The sequence below is a fragment of the Lentilactobacillus raoultii genome (assembly GCF_900411375.1).
GTDB lineage: Bacteria > Bacillota > Bacilli > Lactobacillales > Lactobacillaceae > Lentilactobacillus > Lentilactobacillus raoultii.
Genome location: NZ_LS422994.1, coordinates 1 through 18,343, shown reverse-complemented (window position 1 = coordinate 18,343; position 18,343 = coordinate 1). Strand labels below are relative to the sequence as shown.

15 protein-coding genes are annotated in these 18,343 nt (G+C 41.0%); 9 read left to right on the top strand and 6 right to left on the bottom strand.

What is annotated here, in order from left to right:
* Positions 1-86: 86 nt before the first annotated feature.
* Positions 87-416, bottom strand: a complete 330-nt coding sequence (locus tag ED605_RS11150; protein WP_121978969.1) for a hypothetical protein — start codon at positions 414-416, stop codon at positions 87-89.
* A gap of 303 nt (positions 417-719) precedes the next feature.
* Complete coding sequence (locus ED605_RS14650; protein WP_162919799.1) at positions 720-839, bottom strand: putative metal homeostasis protein; 120 nt, start codon at positions 837-839, stop codon at positions 720-722.
* A gap of 235 nt (positions 840-1,074) precedes the next feature.
* Here ED605_RS14650 and ED605_RS11140 point away from each other — a divergent pair, with 235 nt between their 5' ends.
* The 5 genes from ED605_RS11140 to ED605_RS11120 all read left to right on the top strand — a co-directional run bounded on the left by ED605_RS11140 (position 1,075) and on the right by ED605_RS11120 (position 4,752).
* Entirely contained in the window at positions 1,075-1,773 is a 699-nt protein-coding gene (locus tag ED605_RS11140; RefSeq protein WP_121978967.1) for a metal ABC transporter ATP-binding protein, read from the top strand.
* Positions 1,766-2,584 carry a metal ABC transporter permease gene (locus ED605_RS11135; protein ID WP_121978966.1) on the top strand — a complete coding sequence of 273 codons (819 nt, stop codon included), beginning with the start codon at positions 1,766-1,768 and terminating at the stop codon, positions 2,582-2,584. Before ED605_RS11140 ends, ED605_RS11135 begins: the two co-directional genes overlap by 8 nt.
* A gap of 23 nt (positions 2,585-2,607) precedes the next feature.
* On the top strand, positions 2,608-3,135 hold the full coding sequence (dcd, locus tag ED605_RS11130) for a dCTP deaminase (RefSeq protein WP_225419115.1): 528 nt from the start codon (positions 2,608-2,610) through the stop codon (positions 3,133-3,135).
* Positions 3,136-3,167: 32 nt separating this feature from the next.
* Complete coding sequence (locus ED605_RS11125) at positions 3,168-3,635, top strand: Fur family transcriptional regulator (protein WP_121978965.1); 468 nt, start codon at positions 3,168-3,170, stop codon at positions 3,633-3,635.
* Positions 3,636-3,825: 190 nt separating this feature from the next.
* Positions 3,826-4,752, top strand: a complete 927-nt coding sequence (locus tag ED605_RS11120) for a helix-turn-helix domain-containing protein (RefSeq protein WP_121978964.1) — start codon at positions 3,826-3,828, stop codon at positions 4,750-4,752.
* A 108-nt stretch (positions 4,753-4,860) separates the two neighbouring features.
* On the opposite strand, the gene ED605_RS11115 is transcribed toward ED605_RS11120, so the two are convergent.
* The 4 genes from ED605_RS11115 to ED605_RS11100 form a co-directional block, all read right to left on the bottom strand.
* Entirely contained in the window at positions 4,861-6,438 is a 1,578-nt protein-coding gene (locus ED605_RS11115; protein ID WP_121978963.1) for an MFS transporter, read from the bottom strand.
* Positions 6,439-6,531: 93 nt separating this feature from the next.
* Positions 6,532-8,988, bottom strand: coding sequence for a DUF5695 domain-containing protein (locus ED605_RS11110; RefSeq protein WP_121978962.1), 2,457 nt, complete (start codon positions 8,986-8,988; stop codon positions 6,532-6,534).
* A gap of 191 nt (positions 8,989-9,179) precedes the next feature.
* Entirely contained in the window at positions 9,180-10,046 is an 867-nt protein-coding gene (locus ED605_RS11105; protein WP_121978961.1) for a helix-turn-helix domain-containing protein, read from the bottom strand.
* A gap of 247 nt (positions 10,047-10,293) precedes the next feature.
* Positions 10,294-11,166 (bottom strand): helix-turn-helix domain-containing protein, encoded by an 873-nt coding sequence (locus ED605_RS11100; protein WP_121978960.1) that lies wholly within the window; start codon positions 11,164-11,166, stop codon positions 10,294-10,296.
* 350 nt (positions 11,167-11,516) lie between these two features.
* On the opposite strand from ED605_RS11100, the gene ED605_RS11095 reads away from it, so the two are divergent.
* The 4 genes from ED605_RS11095 (at position 11,517) to ED605_RS11080 (ending at position 18,086) form a co-directional block, all read left to right on the top strand.
* A complete protein-coding gene (locus tag ED605_RS11095; RefSeq protein ID WP_121978959.1) occupies positions 11,517-13,685 on the top strand; it encodes a beta-L-arabinofuranosidase domain-containing protein in 2,169 nt (722 codons plus the stop codon).
* Between the two features lie 33 nt (positions 13,686-13,718).
* Entirely contained in the window at positions 13,719-16,094 is a 2,376-nt protein-coding gene (locus ED605_RS11090; RefSeq protein ID WP_121978958.1) for a hypothetical protein, read from the top strand.
* Between the two features lie 97 nt (positions 16,095-16,191).
* Positions 16,192-17,592 carry a glycoside-pentoside-hexuronide (GPH):cation symporter gene (locus ED605_RS11085; protein WP_121978977.1) on the top strand — a complete coding sequence of 467 codons (1,401 nt, stop codon included), beginning with the start codon at positions 16,192-16,194 and terminating at the stop codon, positions 17,590-17,592.
* 236 nt (positions 17,593-17,828) lie between these two features.
* Positions 17,829-18,086 carry a hypothetical protein gene (locus tag ED605_RS11080; protein ID WP_121978957.1) on the top strand — a complete coding sequence of 86 codons (258 nt, stop codon included), beginning with the start codon at positions 17,829-17,831 and terminating at the stop codon, positions 18,084-18,086.
* Positions 18,087-18,343: the final 257 nt, after the last annotated feature.

Genomic DNA, 18,343 nt, shown 5'->3' with positions numbered 1-18,343 from the left:
AGTCAAAAAAGGTTGGGACATAACTCATATTGCCCCAACCAATTTGTAAATGTGATTAATAACGATTTAATTGTGACAATGGCACTTCATTGTGTGATAAACAAGGCTTGTGCCTGACCGGGTGTCAAATTCTTTTGAATTGACGGGTGATCAACGTACAGACCGCCAAAGTGATTCTCCTTAATTGGAAAATTCGATAAAGCGGTTGTTACCCCATCAATCGTGTTAATCAAGATTTTGATCCCCTTTTTGGACTCTTGATATAACGTAAAGTTTGCGCCGTCATGATGCAGATAAAGCCGGTCATCATTAACCGGATCATCCGGCATTCTGGCCAAAACGCTATTGTTACCAACAAACACTTTTCCATAAACTAAATCTGTTAAGTCAGATGAATTCAACTTTCCTCGCTCCATGTTGTCCCTCCCTTCAATTTGGTCTATTAGCCGTCGATCATGAGCAATTCGTTTTAAATAAAAACCGGTTTTTGACTAGCGATTTGAATTGTCAGTAACAAGCTTCAGCGGTTCGGGCAAAATTTGATGTCTCAATGTTTTTCGATGACGTGAACTATCCCGATACGAAGGATATTGTCCATTGAGAAATCGGCACAGTTCCGCCTTGGTTTTGCCCTGAACATAAACTTTTCCACTAAGAACTCCGATAACTTGCATTTTTTAACCAGCTCTCAATTTAAACGACGCCAAGTAATCAAACGACTATCTAATGCCCTTCTTTTGACGCTTATATTCGTGAATAATTTTTAAAGCCCGTTTTCGTGTTTTAATGTTTGGACTCTTCATCCTTCTGCGAGCACTTGCTAAATCTTGTTTTTCCATGTTCGTAACCTCATTTCATTCTCTTTCGTATTGATTTCCACAGTAATGGTAATTGTTACGATTTATAATTATGAAAAAAATTAGGCCATTTGTCAACCCCGTTTTTCTTACCACTCGTCTGAACGCCTTCATCCATCTACTTTGTCGCTGTTCAAAAATATTTTTTTATTTTTACTTTAAATAGTAACTGTTACTGTTTATAATTAAAGGTAATCTTTCGAAAGTGGTGATTTTTATGACTGAGCCGATACTCCAAGTTCGTAACTTATCGGTATCTTTTCCAGGAAAACAGGTTTTAAATCAAGTTGGCTTCACTCTTAATCGTGGCCGTTTTCTCTGTATTTTGGGAGAAAACGGGGTTGGTAAAACCACTTTGATTCGGGTAATTTTAAATCAACTCAAACCCGCGTCGGGCAGTGTTCGATTTTTCCCTTCTCGAAGGGCGGTTCGAATCGGCTACGTGCCCCAATTTAGAAATATCGATGCTGACTACCCCCTTTCGATTAAAGACTTTGTTAGTTTGAACCTGGCTAAATTCAAGTGGCCATGGCTCACTCGCAAAGAACGGGCATCCGTTCATCAATTATTAATCAAGACAAATTTGGATAAAATTCGAAATCGACCGTTGGGAAAGGCTTCCGGTGGTGAGAAGCAACGTGCTTATTTAGCACAGTCGTTGCTTGATCAACCTAATCTGCTAATTCTTGACGAGTCAACTGCCAGTTTAGACCCCGTCGCAAAGGTTGAATTACTGGACGTCGTCAAATGGCTCAACCAGAGTGAACAATTAAGTGTGATTTTTATCACTCACGATGTGCCACTGGCTCGAAAATATGCTGATGATTACTTGTTGTTAACACCCGGTCATTACCAGTTTGGTGAGATCGGCGAACTTGAAAATCCAAATCTTTGGGGGAAACGTCAACATGCTTAGTTATCCATTTATGCAAAATGCTTATTTAGCCGGCACAATTATTTCAATTATTGCCGGGATCATGGGTGTCTTTGTGGTCGCCCGCAATATGTCCTTTTTAACTCACACCTTATCGGAAATCGGCTTTGCCGGCGCAGCTTTTGGGATCTTCATGGGCTGGCCGCCCATCGACGGTATGCTTATTTTTACCTTGGTTAGTTCAATTGGGGTCGGTGAATTAGGTGCGAAGTCCTCCCGACGTGAAAATTCGATCAGTGCAATTTCCTCACTGTTTATTGGCTTGGGGATTCTGTTTCTGTCGCTCTCACAGAAAAATGCCAACTATGCCACAAATATTCTATTTGGTAGTGTGATCGGTATCAGTCATCAAAACGTGGTTCAAATGGTGACGCTGTCAATTTTCGTCTTGCTGGTTCTGTTGGCAATTTTTAGATTTCTTAAATTTGACTCCTACGATGCTATTGGTTCAAAAGTTGAAGGCTTATGGACCCGGACCTTGTCGATTGCCTTTTTAATCCTTTTAGCTCTGTCAGTCAGTGTCTCAGCTCAAATTGTCGGCTCTCTGTTAATTTTTGTTCTCTTGACGCTTCCTGCCGCAGCTGCTAAATATCTGGTCCACACGGTTTGGGGAATGGCCCTTGTGGCGGTGATCCTGGCCCTCTTAGGCGTTTGGGTTGGCCTTTACTTAAGTTACATTACCAATTTACCGGTCAGTTTCTTTATTTCAGCGATTGAATCCGCCTTTTATGGCTTGTCACTGTTCTATAACTATGTCCAGGAAAAAGGCTTAAATACGCAATCGGCTGACTAACATAAAAACATAATACAAAGGTGGTGACATCGACGATCTTATCAGGGCGCCAAATTCAAGATTATCAGGGAAAGGGCTTAACGATCAGCCCCTTTTCTGCCAAACAGCTTAATCCCAATAGCTATAATTTGCGGCTGTATCCGGAATTAATGATCTACACGGATCCAATCCTGGATATGAAAAAGCCGCCTAAAACCAAACGAATTCAAATTCCGGAAAGTGGTTATCTGCTTTCACCAAATCAATTGTACTTGGCCCGGACCATTGAACGAACAACGACGACATCATTTGTGCCAATGCTTGAAGGCCGCTCGTCAGTCGGTAGATTGGGCCTGTCAATTCACGTAACGGCAGGATTTGGTGACGTTGGGTTTTCGGGTTTCTGGACACTCGAAATGTTCTGCCTTAAACCGGTTCGAATATATGGTGGCGTTGACATCTGCCAAATCTATTACCACACCATCGATGACATTGCAGACACGTATATCAACGGTAAATATTCAAATAATCAGGGCATTCAACCAAGCAAACTTTATTTGGATTTCAAATAATTTCGTCAGAAAGACGTTTGGGGAGGGATGGCATGCAACTGACACTTCAACAAGCATTGGATGTGCTGCAGCAACATCGATTAAAGCTGACCCATCAACGATTAACTTTACTTTCGTATCTCAATGACCATCGCGATCATTACCTTAATACCACTCAAATCGATGATTATATGAGACAACGGTTTCCCAATATGAGCCACAATACGGTTTATAAGAACATTCGAAAGCTAAAACAATTGGGGATCGTTGAAGAACGCTTTGCTGACAATCATCAGCAAATTAAATATCAGTGTGATTTTACCAACCCACTTCATGGGCACTTTATCTGCCAAAACTGTGGTAAAGTAACCGAATTAAAGACAAACTTGACTGAGTTAATCCAGCGTGACCTGCCAGATTATCAAATCAACCATCAGCAAATTGAAATTTATGGAATTTGTCCGGAATGCCAAAAGAAATTAAAGTCAGCTAACAATCACCCATCAAGCTTAACGAATTAATCAAACAACGCGTCGATTAACAGTCTTAAGAGAACTGCTGATCAACGCGTTGTTTATTTAGTCTATCATCACTGTATCTTCAACAATTTTGTTGCCATCCCGCCGATTCATTTGCCTAAGCTTGACCTTTAACTTACAATTAACTACACTATTATCATTTCTCCGGTTCTAGTTTAGAAAGGCGATTCCAATGAAATTTATGCAATTTGAACTGTCAAATCCAGTCAAATTCATCCAAAGTGGTCATTTTTCCGCCGACGTTGGTTGGCAACACGCAGTTTCAACTCGGAAGAAAGATACAGAAATCCTTATCGGCACTGCCAATGAAACCCAAGTCCGGGTTAATGACACGCCATACACTCTCAACAAAGGAAGCGTGCTCTGCGTTTTTCCGGGTGAGACAATTGCCGGCACTGCTCCGACAACCGAAAAGGTCGAATTTACCTGGCTGCACTTTATGAATCAGGCACCAATTTCAAGCCTTGACAATTACCCTAAAGACTTCAAGCAATTAACATCGGTAATCCTGCCACGATATTTTAAATTAACCAACCCTAACCGGATTTTCGCGTTAACGGCCCAGTTACTGGATGTCACCCACATGCCTAACCCCAGCTTGGTCTCAATCGATTACTTTGTTTCCTTTTATTTAAGTGAATTAGCTAATGATTATCAGCAAAGTATTAATCAATCAAGTTATGAAGAAGGCATTGTCAATAAAATCAAGGAATGGGTTCGAACCACTGTTAATACCGATTTAAAGGTGGCGGACATTGCTGTTCATTTCAAAATGAATAAAGATTATATGGCCCGTCTCTTCAAACGAGTAACCGGCATGACAATCAAAGCTTACATTAACCAGTCAAAAATCAATTTAGCACGTTATCTGTTATTGACCACTGATTTGTCCGTCAGGCAAATCGCTGAAAAATGTTTCTTCAGTGATTATAAATACTTCTTTCGAATTTTTAAAAGCTATACCTCACTAACACCTTTAAAATACCGAAATACGTTCACTAATACCTTCCTTAATAATCCAGCTATCGACCCCGGCTACGACGTGGGAAAAATTGTTTCTCTCTTGGAAAAAGGCTTGGATGAATCGACAATTTATTAACTAAAAGAGACTGCCATCAGGTGTTTTCCTGAATGACGGTCTCTTTTTTAACGATTACTTTTCCAAAATAAAGTGACGATCAACTTTATTCATCGTTGAGGTTAAAAACTATTTATTCCAAGCAGTAATTGAATCATAGGATTGACCCGTTAACTCTTTGGTTATCCGTTTAACATCTTCAGTGGCGTCAGCTTTTTTACCACCTGCTTGTAATCGCTTAACTTCCATACTGATAATATCTAACTTCTTTCGATCAGCTTTAAACGTTAATCCATTATAAAGTGCTACAAAGAAGAAAATACCCACGCCGACACTTATCATCAACGTCAGCGTCAATTGAACGGTTAACGATTGATCAACCGCACCGGAAGTACCGCTCTGAAAGCCAGATAATTGAAGAATGCCTTCCCCAAGGAGGTTCGTTACCACAAAGCCCCCCTGTTCAAAGGCGCCGGTTAAGGAGGCAAACAAACCGGCTCTGTTTTGACCGGTCAGCAATGTATCCATAACCGGTAAAGACGGAAAAACCGTGCCGGGAATAAAACCATAGAGTTGGCCACCAAAAATCGAAAACATCTGAATGATCAATAGCCACATCATGTGAGCCGGCTTTAAAAAGCCAAGCAGGCCAAAACCAACACAGGCAATCAGTGCCATTCCGTAAGCAATGCCATACATATAACGCGGGGCAAATTTGTTTAATAGGTAGCCGGCCAACATCATGATAAAGATCCCCATAAAAGTACTAAGGGATGAAAGATAAGCCGTCACCGAAGCATTCAGTCCTAATACGTTAACCACAAAGTACGTTAAAATCAACCCATTCAAATTGCCGGCCATTTGATCCGCACCGTCAATGAATAAATGTTTTCTGAAAGTTTTAATGCGAAAAATCTCGCCAAATTCGTGCCAGGATTCCTTAAAATTGGTCCAAATAGAAGCAGAAATATTGTTTCCCAGATGACGCTGAGCTTCCATCAGTTGGGCTTCATGCCTAGTCACAAAGTGTTCCCAAGTCGTAAAGTAAGTGATCAACGTAAAAATAATCCCGACGATTGAAAGACTAATTTGCAGGTAAAGGTAAATCTTTGGATCATTTTTCGGCCATTGATTTAACACCTGCCCCACAACGAAGGCCGCAAGGGTGTTTAAAATTGCGGCAACAACCGTTCTAATAGTCCCCATCAATGTTCTAATTTTATACGAATCAGTCATTTCAGACGGTAACGTCATCCAAGGCAGGTGAATTGTATTAAAGAATGCCAATAAGATCGAATACGTTATAAAATAATACCAAAAATTCAAGCCAGCGATTGGAATCAACATGGCATAACACAGAAACGGAACGGTCATCAAAATGAAAAAGTGTCGGCGTCCATATTTTCTCCCGAATCTAAACCGATAGAGTGAATCAGAAAAATGGCCAATCCAAAGGGCAACACCAGAGGCTAATACCCGCCCGATAATCAGCAACACAGCCACCTCAAGCGGCGTTAATCCACAGAAGTAAGTATAAAAGTATGAAATGTAGTTATAACAGATTAAGCCAACTGCGGGTCCCAAAAAACTGTAACTTCCAAAACCGGCTGATCTTAAAATCCCGATTTTGCCTCTAGGCTTATAAATTCGTCTGTTTTGATACTCATCCCAACCGTCATGGAGAACTTTTTCATTTTTATCGGCCATTTTAGTTGCACTTCCTATTTTTTAGTCATTTAAGCGCCTACTTTCATTTTACCGAATACCAGATAGATCTGGTGTCAAACAGGGCTTCCCAAACTAGACCAGCTTCAACTGAATTGTTTTTGAATCAGCACCAAATTGATAAGCCCCACGTTTCTTTTGAACATGATCAACCGGCACTAAATTATCAGTTGTTTTAAGTCGTAAGTGATTGGGCACAATTTGACCACTTGCTTCAAATTCAATTATAACTAAACGCTCTTCAACATCGAAATCAACTTGTTTAATGCCCTTGGTTTCTGAAAAGATTTCAAAATTAAGTTGATCATCGTGCAAAAAGAGTCGCCTTCGAAAAGCATCTTCAGGAACCAGTGTCAGCTGTTGGCCATGCTCAACCAAGCGCCCACCAAATGATAACCAGCCCCTTTTAAGATCATGGTAACTATACTGTCCTGCATCATGAACGTACCCATAAAAAGCCTGGCCAAAATCCGAGGTATAAGGATCAAAGTCCATGACTGCCGGATCTGCCAAAAAGGCCATTGACGCAAAGCCGCGTTGATCAATTGAGGTGAGTGGACTGGTTGAGGCAGCGTAACCGACTTTCAATTGGTAAAGGTCACTTTGACGGCTGCTTTTGTAATGATCCAAAATTGCAATGGCATTCAAACTCGACGCATAATGATCGAATTCCCGGCTAATCCGGTGTAACTTGCCATAAACAAACGAATCAAAATACCTTCTCGAAGCACCATTATACCCCCAATGCGGGATGGCCGGCGTATAGGCCATGATCGATTGAATAGTTCGTTTTGCTAGACGTGCATTGCCAAAGTAATGACACCAAGTATAGACTTCTTCTTGACCGGTTGAATCCCATGGCATTTCACTTCCGTATGGATATCGCAACGTTGTCCAATTTCGGTAGCGCAAATGCATATAGTTTCTAAATGCGTTGATTTCAGCTTCCCAATGTTCATTTTGTAAATCATTAAAAATCAGTAAATGGACACTACCGACCATTAAGCCGTATTGTTCAAGTGATAGGAAGGCATCCTTCCCACAGAATCGATGCATCGCCATCACCGTTTCATAAGCTTGTTTAAGATACCATTGCCAACCGTGATTAGTCACCAAACCATCATAATTGCGGGCCAGTCGATACATCACCCAATAAATGGCGGCCTGGTGCGGATAGTTATAGGCCCGCCAGGTTTCTGAGCTTCTTTTCTGATCCCAGCCATGCTGGTCACTATAGTAAAGACTAGCTTTGATGCTGTAATCATCATTCTGTAAATGTGTCCAAAGAACCTCATCGACGTATTCTTCTAAGCACTTCACCTGTTTTGCATCCGGCATTAATAGATTTTTCATCGCCATTAGTAAGTTGGGCCCCGCACCGGCTTCATCAGAGTCACCCGAAATAAAAGACCGTTTCTCGCCTAGTACTTGACGATCATCATCACGATCATAAGTCATAAAGGAATGTTTTCGGCCAAATTGATCGTCCTTTGATAACCACTGGTGGGTCATGTGGAAATCGGCCAATTTTTGAACATTTTCTTTAGCCGATTGGGTCACAAAGTAATTAATGGTTTGGCGAGTCCCATCTTCATAGACGATGGTTAGCCTGACCTGCCCGTGACTGTCCCCTAAACGGCTGATTTGGTAAATCGCATTCGGCTTTTCCATCTCAACATTAATGACCCCTTCCGGAAAGGTTGTCATCGATGAAACCGGTTGCTTAGAATCAATAAATAATTTAGCTTTTTCCTGGCCATGAAGAACGTAACCCGGAAATGAGTCCACGGTTGGCAATTGATGGTTCAATAAAGTTGTCGGAATTTCACGGGGATTTTGGAGGCCGATAAACCGCAACCCAAAATGACGAGTCTCATTTGGCGCAATGACTGTCGACGTCGCATTGTTCCATTGACGCTTATTATCCCACTCAGTTTGATAGTATGCTTTTGAAAAAACAGTCCATTCATAGAAGCCTTCAAAATGAACGTCTCGATGAGTTTGGTCATCAAGTAAGGGACGATAGGCTTCAAACTGGGTTCCTGTTTGAGGTAAGACCAATAATACCGGTGCCTGACCATTTAACCGGGTAATCTGCAAGTAGCCGGCATCCAAGCCAATATAAGGGTCAATGAAGCCACTATTAGTATGACTCTCATCCAATGTATTGTCAGTAAAAATTTGATTGAAAATCATCGCAAAGCCTAAACCGCCAATTTCATAATGGTTGGTAGTGGGATTTTCTATCTGAACGTCAAACTCAACGTGATCACCTTCTACTTGCCACTTTCGGTGGACTTTAAGCGGAAAAGTCGAAAGTGCTTGGTCATCCTTAGTGTCATAAAAGGCCCATTGCTGACAATCCAAAGGTCGAATGGCAATTTCAAGATCGCCTAATTGATAAAAGCCTTGGCCGTCGCGCTTAATTTTGGCTTTGTTTGTACTAAAGTCAAATTGATTATCGCCATCTCGACAGATCATTTTTTTAATTAATGGTTTTTCAGCAGAAATCTGTTCTAATTCAAATTTCATGATTTTGATTCCTTTCAATGAATCCCGAATTTAGTGTCTCTTGTAAGATCTTACAAACGTCATTGTAAGCACTGCTTCAAAATCGGAAAACTCACAATTTTGTACAAAAAGTAGAAAAATTCGAAAAATCAGCGCTAAAAAAGTGGAAAATCAAGCATTATTTGCCAGATTTTCCACCAATTGGCGTTTTTTTATTTATCGTTATAACGTTTACGATAAGTTAGCGGTGAAAGCCCATAACACCGTTTAAAGGTCATTGAAAAATAATAGACATTTTGATAACCAACGTCGGCCGCAATCTTACTGATTTGTTCCGAAGTTGATAAAAGTCGTTTGACCGCTTCTTCCAACCGGTACTTGGTTAAGAACGCATTGGGCGTAATCCCAAACGTCTTTTTCATACTGGTCGTGATCGAATTAGGATGGACATGAAAAATATCCCCCAATTTTTCATTTGTAATTTTTTCATCAAAATGATCACGTAAATAACGTTGAATTTCGCTTGCTAAGATAGTCGTTGTCGACTTAGCCGGTGTTTGAGATTGGACCTGTTGTAATAAATCAATAAATAATTGTTGAGCCTGCCAAAAGCCAACTGAATTTTGGGCAGCACTACTTTGAAAAATCTTTTTCACAACTGAACAAGCGCTTTCAATATTAGTTAAATGAACATGTTTATTTAAAAATAGCGTAATATCTGGTGTGTAATAATGCAGCGACGGTACCTGAATAATGGATTGTAATTGTTTAAATTCTTTGGATTGGCGGTAGTCACCGATTACTGAAAAATGAATCCAATAATATTCCGTCACCTCGTCCATTGGCTTCCAAGAATAATGGTGATGCTTCGGCTGTAAGATAAACATTTCACCGGGTTGAACCGTGTACTTTTGATCATCTTCTGCAATGTAAAGCTTTCCCCGTACCATAAACATCATGACAAAAAATTGAAAATTATTCCGATTAGGGTGACGTTCCCCAGGATTAAAAATGACGTGGCCGCTTTGCACATACGTTGGTAACGGTAGACACGAAATTGATAAGTATTGATTGGCCATAACTAACTCTTCCCTTACTTTGATAACCCATAATTGCAAATTAAATTTTTGACTAAAGTGAGTAAAACTCTTATATAAATATCTTTAAAATATTGTAAGCGCTTATCATAATTTTAAAAACTCACAAATCAATACAAAAAGTGGAGAAATTTGTTTTTTTGTGTCATCAAGTCAGTTAAATAGCGGGCAAAAGTTGTTTATATGACTTTTTGCCTGCTATTTTAGTTAAGTGAAGTGGTAACCGCCATTATTTTTCAATGTTATTGTAGTGTTTTCGATACGTCAACGGTGACACTCCATAATACTTTTTAAACGTCATGGAAAAATAATAGACATTTTGATAACCAACATCGGCCGCAATTTTGCTGATTTGCTCAGACGTTGATAAGAGCCGCTTAACCGCTTCCTCTAACCGATACTGCGTTAAAAACAGGTTTGGCGTAATCCCAAACGTTTTCTTCATACTAGAAGTGACTGAATTTGGGTGAACGTGAAAAAGATTGCCAAGTTTTTCATTTGTAATTTTTTCATCAAAGTGATCCCGTAAGTACCGTTGGATTTGACCAGCCAATATGGCCGTCGAAGACTTAGCCGGCGTTTGAGACTGAACCTGTTGCAACAGATCAATGAAGAGTTGTTGAGCTTGCCAGAACCCGACGGCATTTTGGGAAGCGCTATTTTGAAAAATCTTCTTAATAATGGGAAAAATCTCGTCAATATTGGAAATTGTCGTATGTTTTTTTAGAAAAAGCGTCACATCGGGCGTGTAATAGTGTAACGATGGCACTTGAATAATCGATCTAAGGTGTTTGGGTTCCTTGTCCTGCACATAATCTCCGATGACTGAAAAATGAAGCCAATAGTATTCCGTTGTTTCATCCATTGGTTTCCAGGAATAGTGATGGTGTTTGGGCTGCAGGATAAACATTTCGCCTGGCTTCACCGTGTATTTCTCATCATCTTCAGCAATATACAGCCTTCCCCGTACCATAAACATCATCACAAAAAATTGAAAATTGTTTCGATTGGGATGGCGCTCTCCCGGGTTAAAAATCACGTGGCCACTTTGCACATAGGTTGGTAATGGTAAACAAGAAATCGATAGATATTGAGTTGTCATTTGCGTGAGCCTCCTAATAATTGTCAATAATTTTTTAGCCAAACATTTGAATATTGTAAATCAGCTTTTGAATATTATAAAAACCGATTCGATGATTCTGACCATCTGGGACTCGAATATTATAAATCAAAATTAGCAAGTTTGTAAATCCCCGCATTTATTAGGATTGTAAGCGATTAACAACTCATATTGTGAAAAATTGAGTTTATGTTAATTATTATAAATAATTTAGTGGATTTAAGATTTTAATAATGTGTAAAAGTTGTATTCTTATATACGTAAGCGGTTACAGATTGACGATCATCGTCAAGATGCTTTAATCACAGATTCGCAGAAAGGATGCATTAAAAATGAAACCGGTATCATATTATGATCTTAACTATCTCCCGAATTCAACAATTAAGGAGAAATTCGAACGCAACATCAACTGGATGCTGTCGCTCACACCGGATCAACTTTTATATAATTATCGCAAAAATGCAGGAATGGACACAAAGGGTGCCACACCCCTGACCGTCTGGGAATCACCGGATTGGTTCTTCCGTGGCCATTTTACCGGTCATTATCTATCAGGCGCTTCCAAAAGCTACGTTTTATTAACCAATGCCGATCCTGAAAACGCCCAAGCTGCTGAATTAAAAGATCGGATTAATCAAATTATTGACGGTCTAAAAGAAGTTCAGGATAAATTCAATACAACTGCTGAATATCCTGGATTCTTAGCTGCCGAACCGGAAAAGCGCTTTGATAACTTGGAGCATCTCCGATTCAACGGTAACCACTACGTTCCCTACTACGCTATTCAGAAATTGATGGATGGCTTAATGGACGCCTATGAATATGCTGGTAACCAAACGGCCCTTCAATTAGTCAAGAATTTGACCAGCTACATTGAGAAACGGATGGCCAAATTAACGCCTGAACGGATTCAAGCCATGTTGGATACTCGCTGGTATCAAGGATCAGGCCATTACATCTTCCATCAGGAATTTGGTGCCATGCAGCGAACGTTGCTTCGACTTTACGAACTAACCGATAAAAAGAACCAAGACATTTTTAACCTCGCTGAAAAATTTGATCGCAAATGGTTCAGAGACATGTTAATCAATAATGATGACAAACTTGGTTACTATTCAATGCATTCAAATACCGAACTTGTTTGTGCTGAGGGAATGCTCGAGTATTATCACGTCAGCGGTGATGAAGCCTACAAAAAGGGTGTCGAAAATTACATGAACTGGATGCATACCGGTCATGAATTGCCAACCAAGGGCATTTCAGGTCGTTCTGCTTATCCGGCACCTGCTGACTACGGTTCCGAATTATATGATTACCCGCAAATGTTCTTCAAACACCTCTCCAAATTAAATGGTGAGAGTTGCTGCAGTCATGACTTGAACTACTTAAGTTCAGAATTGTTCGCCGACACCAAGGATCCAGTCTTGATGGATGATTACGAAATTCGCTTTGCCAATGCCATTATGGCCCAACAAAATAATGACAGTGCTATTGCTGAATACCTTTATAATCTGAGTGTTGCACCAAATTCTATTAAGCACTTTGACCGTGGCGGCTTCTGGTGCTGTGTTGGTAGTGGCACTGAACGCCATGCTACTTTAGTCGATGGCATCTATTATCAAGATAATGATGACATTTACGTTGCCCAATACTTCGATTCAATCCTTAACTTGAAGGATCGCGGCATTAAGATTACGCAAGACGCCCACTATCCGGATCAGCACAATGCCCACATCGTTGTTGAATCTGACAAGAAACAATCATTTACCATCTATGTCAGGGTGCCAAAGTGGAGCAACGAAACTCAAATCTTGGTTGATGGTCAAGCTGTTAATGCAACCCCTGAAAATGGCTTTGTTGCTTTGACACGTGAATGGGGTAAGCGATCAGAAATTAAAATTGAATTTGACTTCACCTTACGCTATCAAACAATGGCCGATCGCTTTAACCGAATTGCCATTTACTACGGCCCACTTCTCCTAGCAGCCCAAGTTAAAGATTTGCCTGCTGCAACGGTTAGTGCAAAGGATTACTTGCAGCAATTGGAAAAAGTTGAGGGCAAGAATCAATTCCGTTTGAAGGGCACTGGCATTATCTTCAAGTCCCTTCCTGAAATTCCAGGAGAAACCCCTTATAACGTCTTCGTTAAAGTTCCTGAGGAGCCGATTGCCAAAACACTTGATAGCCAAAACAATGCCTCGGATCATCAATGGACGTTAGCCGTTGAACCGGATAAAAAGAACTACTTGAAGATCACTTATGACCGTTTAGATGGCGATATTTACAGCTTCCAAATCGAAGACGACCAAAAAGTGCTCTTCACTCAAACGATGTCAAGCGATGAATGGCCGGAAGATTCCTATTATATCTATCCGTTACCATTAGATGTCACCAAAGGCCGCAACAAGTTAAACATTAAGATTGAACCTTTGGATTATGAAAGCTTGAACTTTGATATTGCTAATATCAACAAGATTGAAACCTTGGCGTCCGTTAAATAATTAATTAAGAAAAGAGAAACTGGAGGTATTTTAATGGAGTCAAAATTTCTGACCGTTCTGCAAAATGATCGAGGCGCCATCACAAATTTAAAATTAAACAATGATAAAAGCAATATGAATTGGGTCATTGACCCGGCTTACCTACAATCGCTTGGATATCAAGACACTGATAAGCTCTTCGGTGAGTTCAATATCACCGTCACCGGCAAGAAATACCGCAGTATCGATCAACAACCGACTCTTTCCGGTGATCAAACCCACAGTCAAGCCACTTTTCACATTAACGGTCTGACCATCGTTCAGCAATTTGAATTGGTTAATGAAGCGTTGAAATGGCACTTCTCAATTACCAACCACGGTTCAGAAGATGTAACTATTGACAGCTTAGGGCTTTGGATCAGTTTAGCTTACGTGATGTTTCGCGATAAGAACGTTCATCGCAATGCAAATCAATCGGTCGCGGTTTTCCCACAAATCTCAGATAACTACACAAAGTTGGCCGCAATCAGACGGGACAATACAGCGCCAAACATGGGCGTTTATCAAACAGCTGGAAGGGTCTTATCCGTTGGCACGTTTAACGAATACACTAACCGCTTCTTTGAAAACGTTTCCCCTTCCCTGGATGGCATGCTCTTTCATGAACTGATCCTGGCAGGCGGCTATGAAGATGATCAACGTCCCCACCATGACTGGATTTATTCGCAGGAAAAATTGACCATTGAGCCTGGTGAAACCAAGGATTGGGAATTCTATCTAAATGCTTTTGACGACAAGGCTGATTTTTACCAAAAGGCACTCAACTATGGCCATCCCCGCTTCTCATTCGAGCCAATGGTCTCAAAGGGTGCCAACCAAGTCTTTTCGATTCAAACGGCTAAGAATCAGACGTTAAAACGAGTTACTGTCCGTTATAAAAAGCAAAACGACCTCATTACCCAAGACTTAACCGATCAGCTTAAAAATGGTCAGCTGGTCTATCAGCCAAAGGGATTGGGTGAACACCAAGTGCTTCTGGAATTTACCGACGGCACCACCGATATGGGTGTCTTTAACGTCATGAGTTCCATTAATGAACTGCTTGAAAATCGGGCCAACTACATTTCGGACCATTCATATGCTGGTAAAGACGGCAAGGTACCCTACAGCTTTGGTCCCATCTCCAATCAAGGTGAATCAATTGGCAAAATGACGTTTGTCTTGCAAGAGTGCTTGTTGGATAACCGGGTTGCCGATATCGCTAAAGACATTGCCCAGGTTGAAGAGAGTGCCGTGAAGTATGTTCGGCCAAAGTGGTTTGTTGATGGCGATTTCAAGAAGCCACGTAAACTGTACGGCGACTTTTATCGGGTCATGGATCTTGAATATATCGCTCACCTGTTCTATCTCTTATCAAAGTGCCCGGCGGAGAATCTGAAACTTCATTCACCAAAGGACTACCTAACATGGGCTGCTCAAGTATTTGATGTCCGAGTCAATCCTGATTTGCATGATAACGAACGTGGTAAAACAGAAGCTCAAATGCTTGGCACTTACTTCCTTTACATTGACGATTTGTTGGCCGACCTCAAGAAAAACGGCTTAACCAAGGAATATTCTGAAATCTCAACTTCTTGGCAAAATGTTACCAACCGAATGGCTAGAGACAGCGATTCGTTGGCAGCTGCGATGACTGAACACTTCTTTGATAACGCCGGCTTTGGTCCGGCAACCGGGGCTTTAGCATTAAATGGCAAAGTTGCCGCTGCAACCACGTATAGTCAGTTATTAAAGGCCAACATCGGCTTTAGTAACGACTTCCGTTCTCAAAGTCCCGATCGTTGGTGGGAAGCCCTCTCCTACATGATTCATGCCCTTTGGGGTGGTGTAACTGCCGCTTCAGCTCAAATTGCCGGTGAGAAACTTCAAGACCCTGAATTAGTCGAAGCTGCCTATCGAGCAACCGGTGCCGTGCTTTATATGTACGATTCAAATGCAACCGCCACTGATCGGATGCTGGCACCTGGTGAAGCTGCCTCAACTTACAGCATTGCCGGGCCAAATTTAAATCGACCGGATCTTTCACGAAATCGCTTTGGCCAATCGATCTTTGCTTCAGATGGCGGTATTTTTGCCCGCCTCTTCCCAGATGGTTATACCGGTGAAGACGATTGGGACATGGGTGAAGAACTAGTTGCCTACTTGAACGGATTTGGTCAAAAAACGTACTTCTACACGGATCAAGACGGTCAATTGAAAGTCGTCAATGGCCAGGTTAAACAGGTTGAACCTGATCAATATCAAATTGAAAGCTTCGCACCTTATCTCAGCGAATATATCAATTTAGATACTCAGGAGAGTTTCAAAACTAATCAATCAACTATTTTCTATAACCCCAAGAGTCGAACCACTAAGACCCAACTCGTGTAAGGCCTGGGCTTAAGGGAATCACTTGAGGAGGTGATGAAACGAATTTTGTTTCACTTGCATGACCGTTTCACAAATTATTAAAAAGGAGATCTACACAATGGACAAACATGCAACGAGTGCAGACGTTGCGGCTGCAAGTAGCGCTGATAAAGCCAACGTTAAACTGTCAGTTTGGGAAAAAACTGCTTATTCCTTTACTGATATGGCCGGAAATCTGCTATACGTAACTATTTCAAGTTATATTCTTTATTTCTATACCGATGTCTTCGGGATTACCGCAGCTGGTGCTGGATTGATTTTACTGGTTGCTCGATTCTTCGATGCCATCAGTGCACCAGTTTGGGGATCAATTGTTGATCATACGCACACTAAATGGGGTCAAAGTCGACCATACTTCCTTTGGTTGGCGATTCCATTCGCTGTGGCAACCTTCTTGGCTTTCACCGCACCAAATCTTCACGGAACTGCCAAGTTGTGGTATGCCGGCTTCACTTATATCTTAGCCGCTGGGGTTGTTTATACCGGTATTCAAACACCAATTACTGCTATCCTTCCTAGTTTAACAACCAACGGTCAAGAACGAATGAACGCCAACTCATTTAGAATGGTTGGTGGTGCCCTTGGATCCTTTATTACCAGTACTTTTGCTTTACCACTGGTTGCTTTCATGGGTAAAGGTGATGACAAAGTTGGCTTCATGTGGACAATGTTCTTCTTTGGTGTCCTAGCTGTCATCTTGCTTTGGTTAGCTTTCAAGGGAATGAAAGAACGAACCATTGCCGTTCAAAAGCCAATTCCTTTCAAAGACTCTTTGAAAGCAACGGTCGGCAACCATCCATGGTACATCTTGGTTGTTTCCTTCGTGATTTACTGGATTGCTCAGTCAACTCGTAACGGAATTTCTGTTTACTACGCAAAATACAACTTGGGTAACGAACAATTAACTTCTGTCTTTAACGGACTTCAAGTTTTGGGAATCATTGCTACCATTTCAATTCCATTCATTACTAAAGTCACTAACAAGACTTTAACCATGATTATCGGTTTAGCCATTGGTGCTGCCGGTCAAATCATGATGGGCTTGGTTGGTAACAACTTCACCTTGGTTATCATTGCCTGGGTCATCGGAATCTTCGGTGCTTCAATTGCCGTTGCGATGCCATTTGGTATGTTGGCCGACACGGTTGACTTTGGTGAATGGAAGACCGGTATTCGAGCTCCTGGTTTCTTAACGGCCGTTGGTTCAGCCTTCTGTATTCAATTAGGATCAGGCTTTGGTGCCTTCATTCCTTCAAAGATTATGGCTGCTGCCGGATTCGTTGCCAACAAGACTCAATCCGCTCATACCTTAGCCGCTATCCACTTTACGTTTATCTACTTCCCAGTTATTATTTACGCAATTGTGGCCCTGATCATGTGCTTGTACTTCAAGTATGAAAAGATGGAACCACAAATCAAAGCTGACTTGGCAGAACGCCACGCCAAAGCTGCTAAATAATCAACTCAGTTGTTAAAACGAGGTTAACAATATTCTGACATCTAAATCGAAGCCCCATTCGATTTATCCTCGTTCTAATAAATTCAACTTTCAAAAAGCCACCCAAAATTCTAAAGAATCTGGGTGGCTTTTTTGAAGTATAAATTGTCCTAATTAGCCATTGACTTATCTGTGAAAATGGCCTAGTCTTTTTCGTGACTAGTTTAAAATTATCAATACGGGGGATTAACAGTAAAATGTTTAACGAAAATAGTAACTATGACCTATTTAAACGGCTTCATCCACATTGCTTTTCCGAAGGGATGGTCGCTCATTACGCCAAGGAAGAATTAGAACGCCGAGCTGCAGATGGTGACGGAGAAGCTAAGATGCTACTGGCAATCCGGGAAAGTGAACTTCGCGAAGAAGACCAAACCATTAAACATGCGGCCATTCAACCACTAAGAAAAGCAATGCCGACACTTAAAGTTATTTTTAGAATGCGTTTGAGTTAAAAAACGCCACGGAGTTCAAGTCGAGTAATCAGGCTGGACTCTTTTTTGTTGGCTTGGAGCACTTACTATTTGTTCCTTTGTTTTTCCGCCAATTTATCCATTTTCTTAGCCCCTCTTTTAATTGTTGCTTCTGAAACTTGAAAGCTAAAAATCACTTCAATATTGCGTGATTTTTGGCTTTTTCTGATCAAAATTAAAACGCAAGGGCTCCTGCGCTGTATACTTTAATTGACAAAAGAAAGATACAAAGGAGTGCT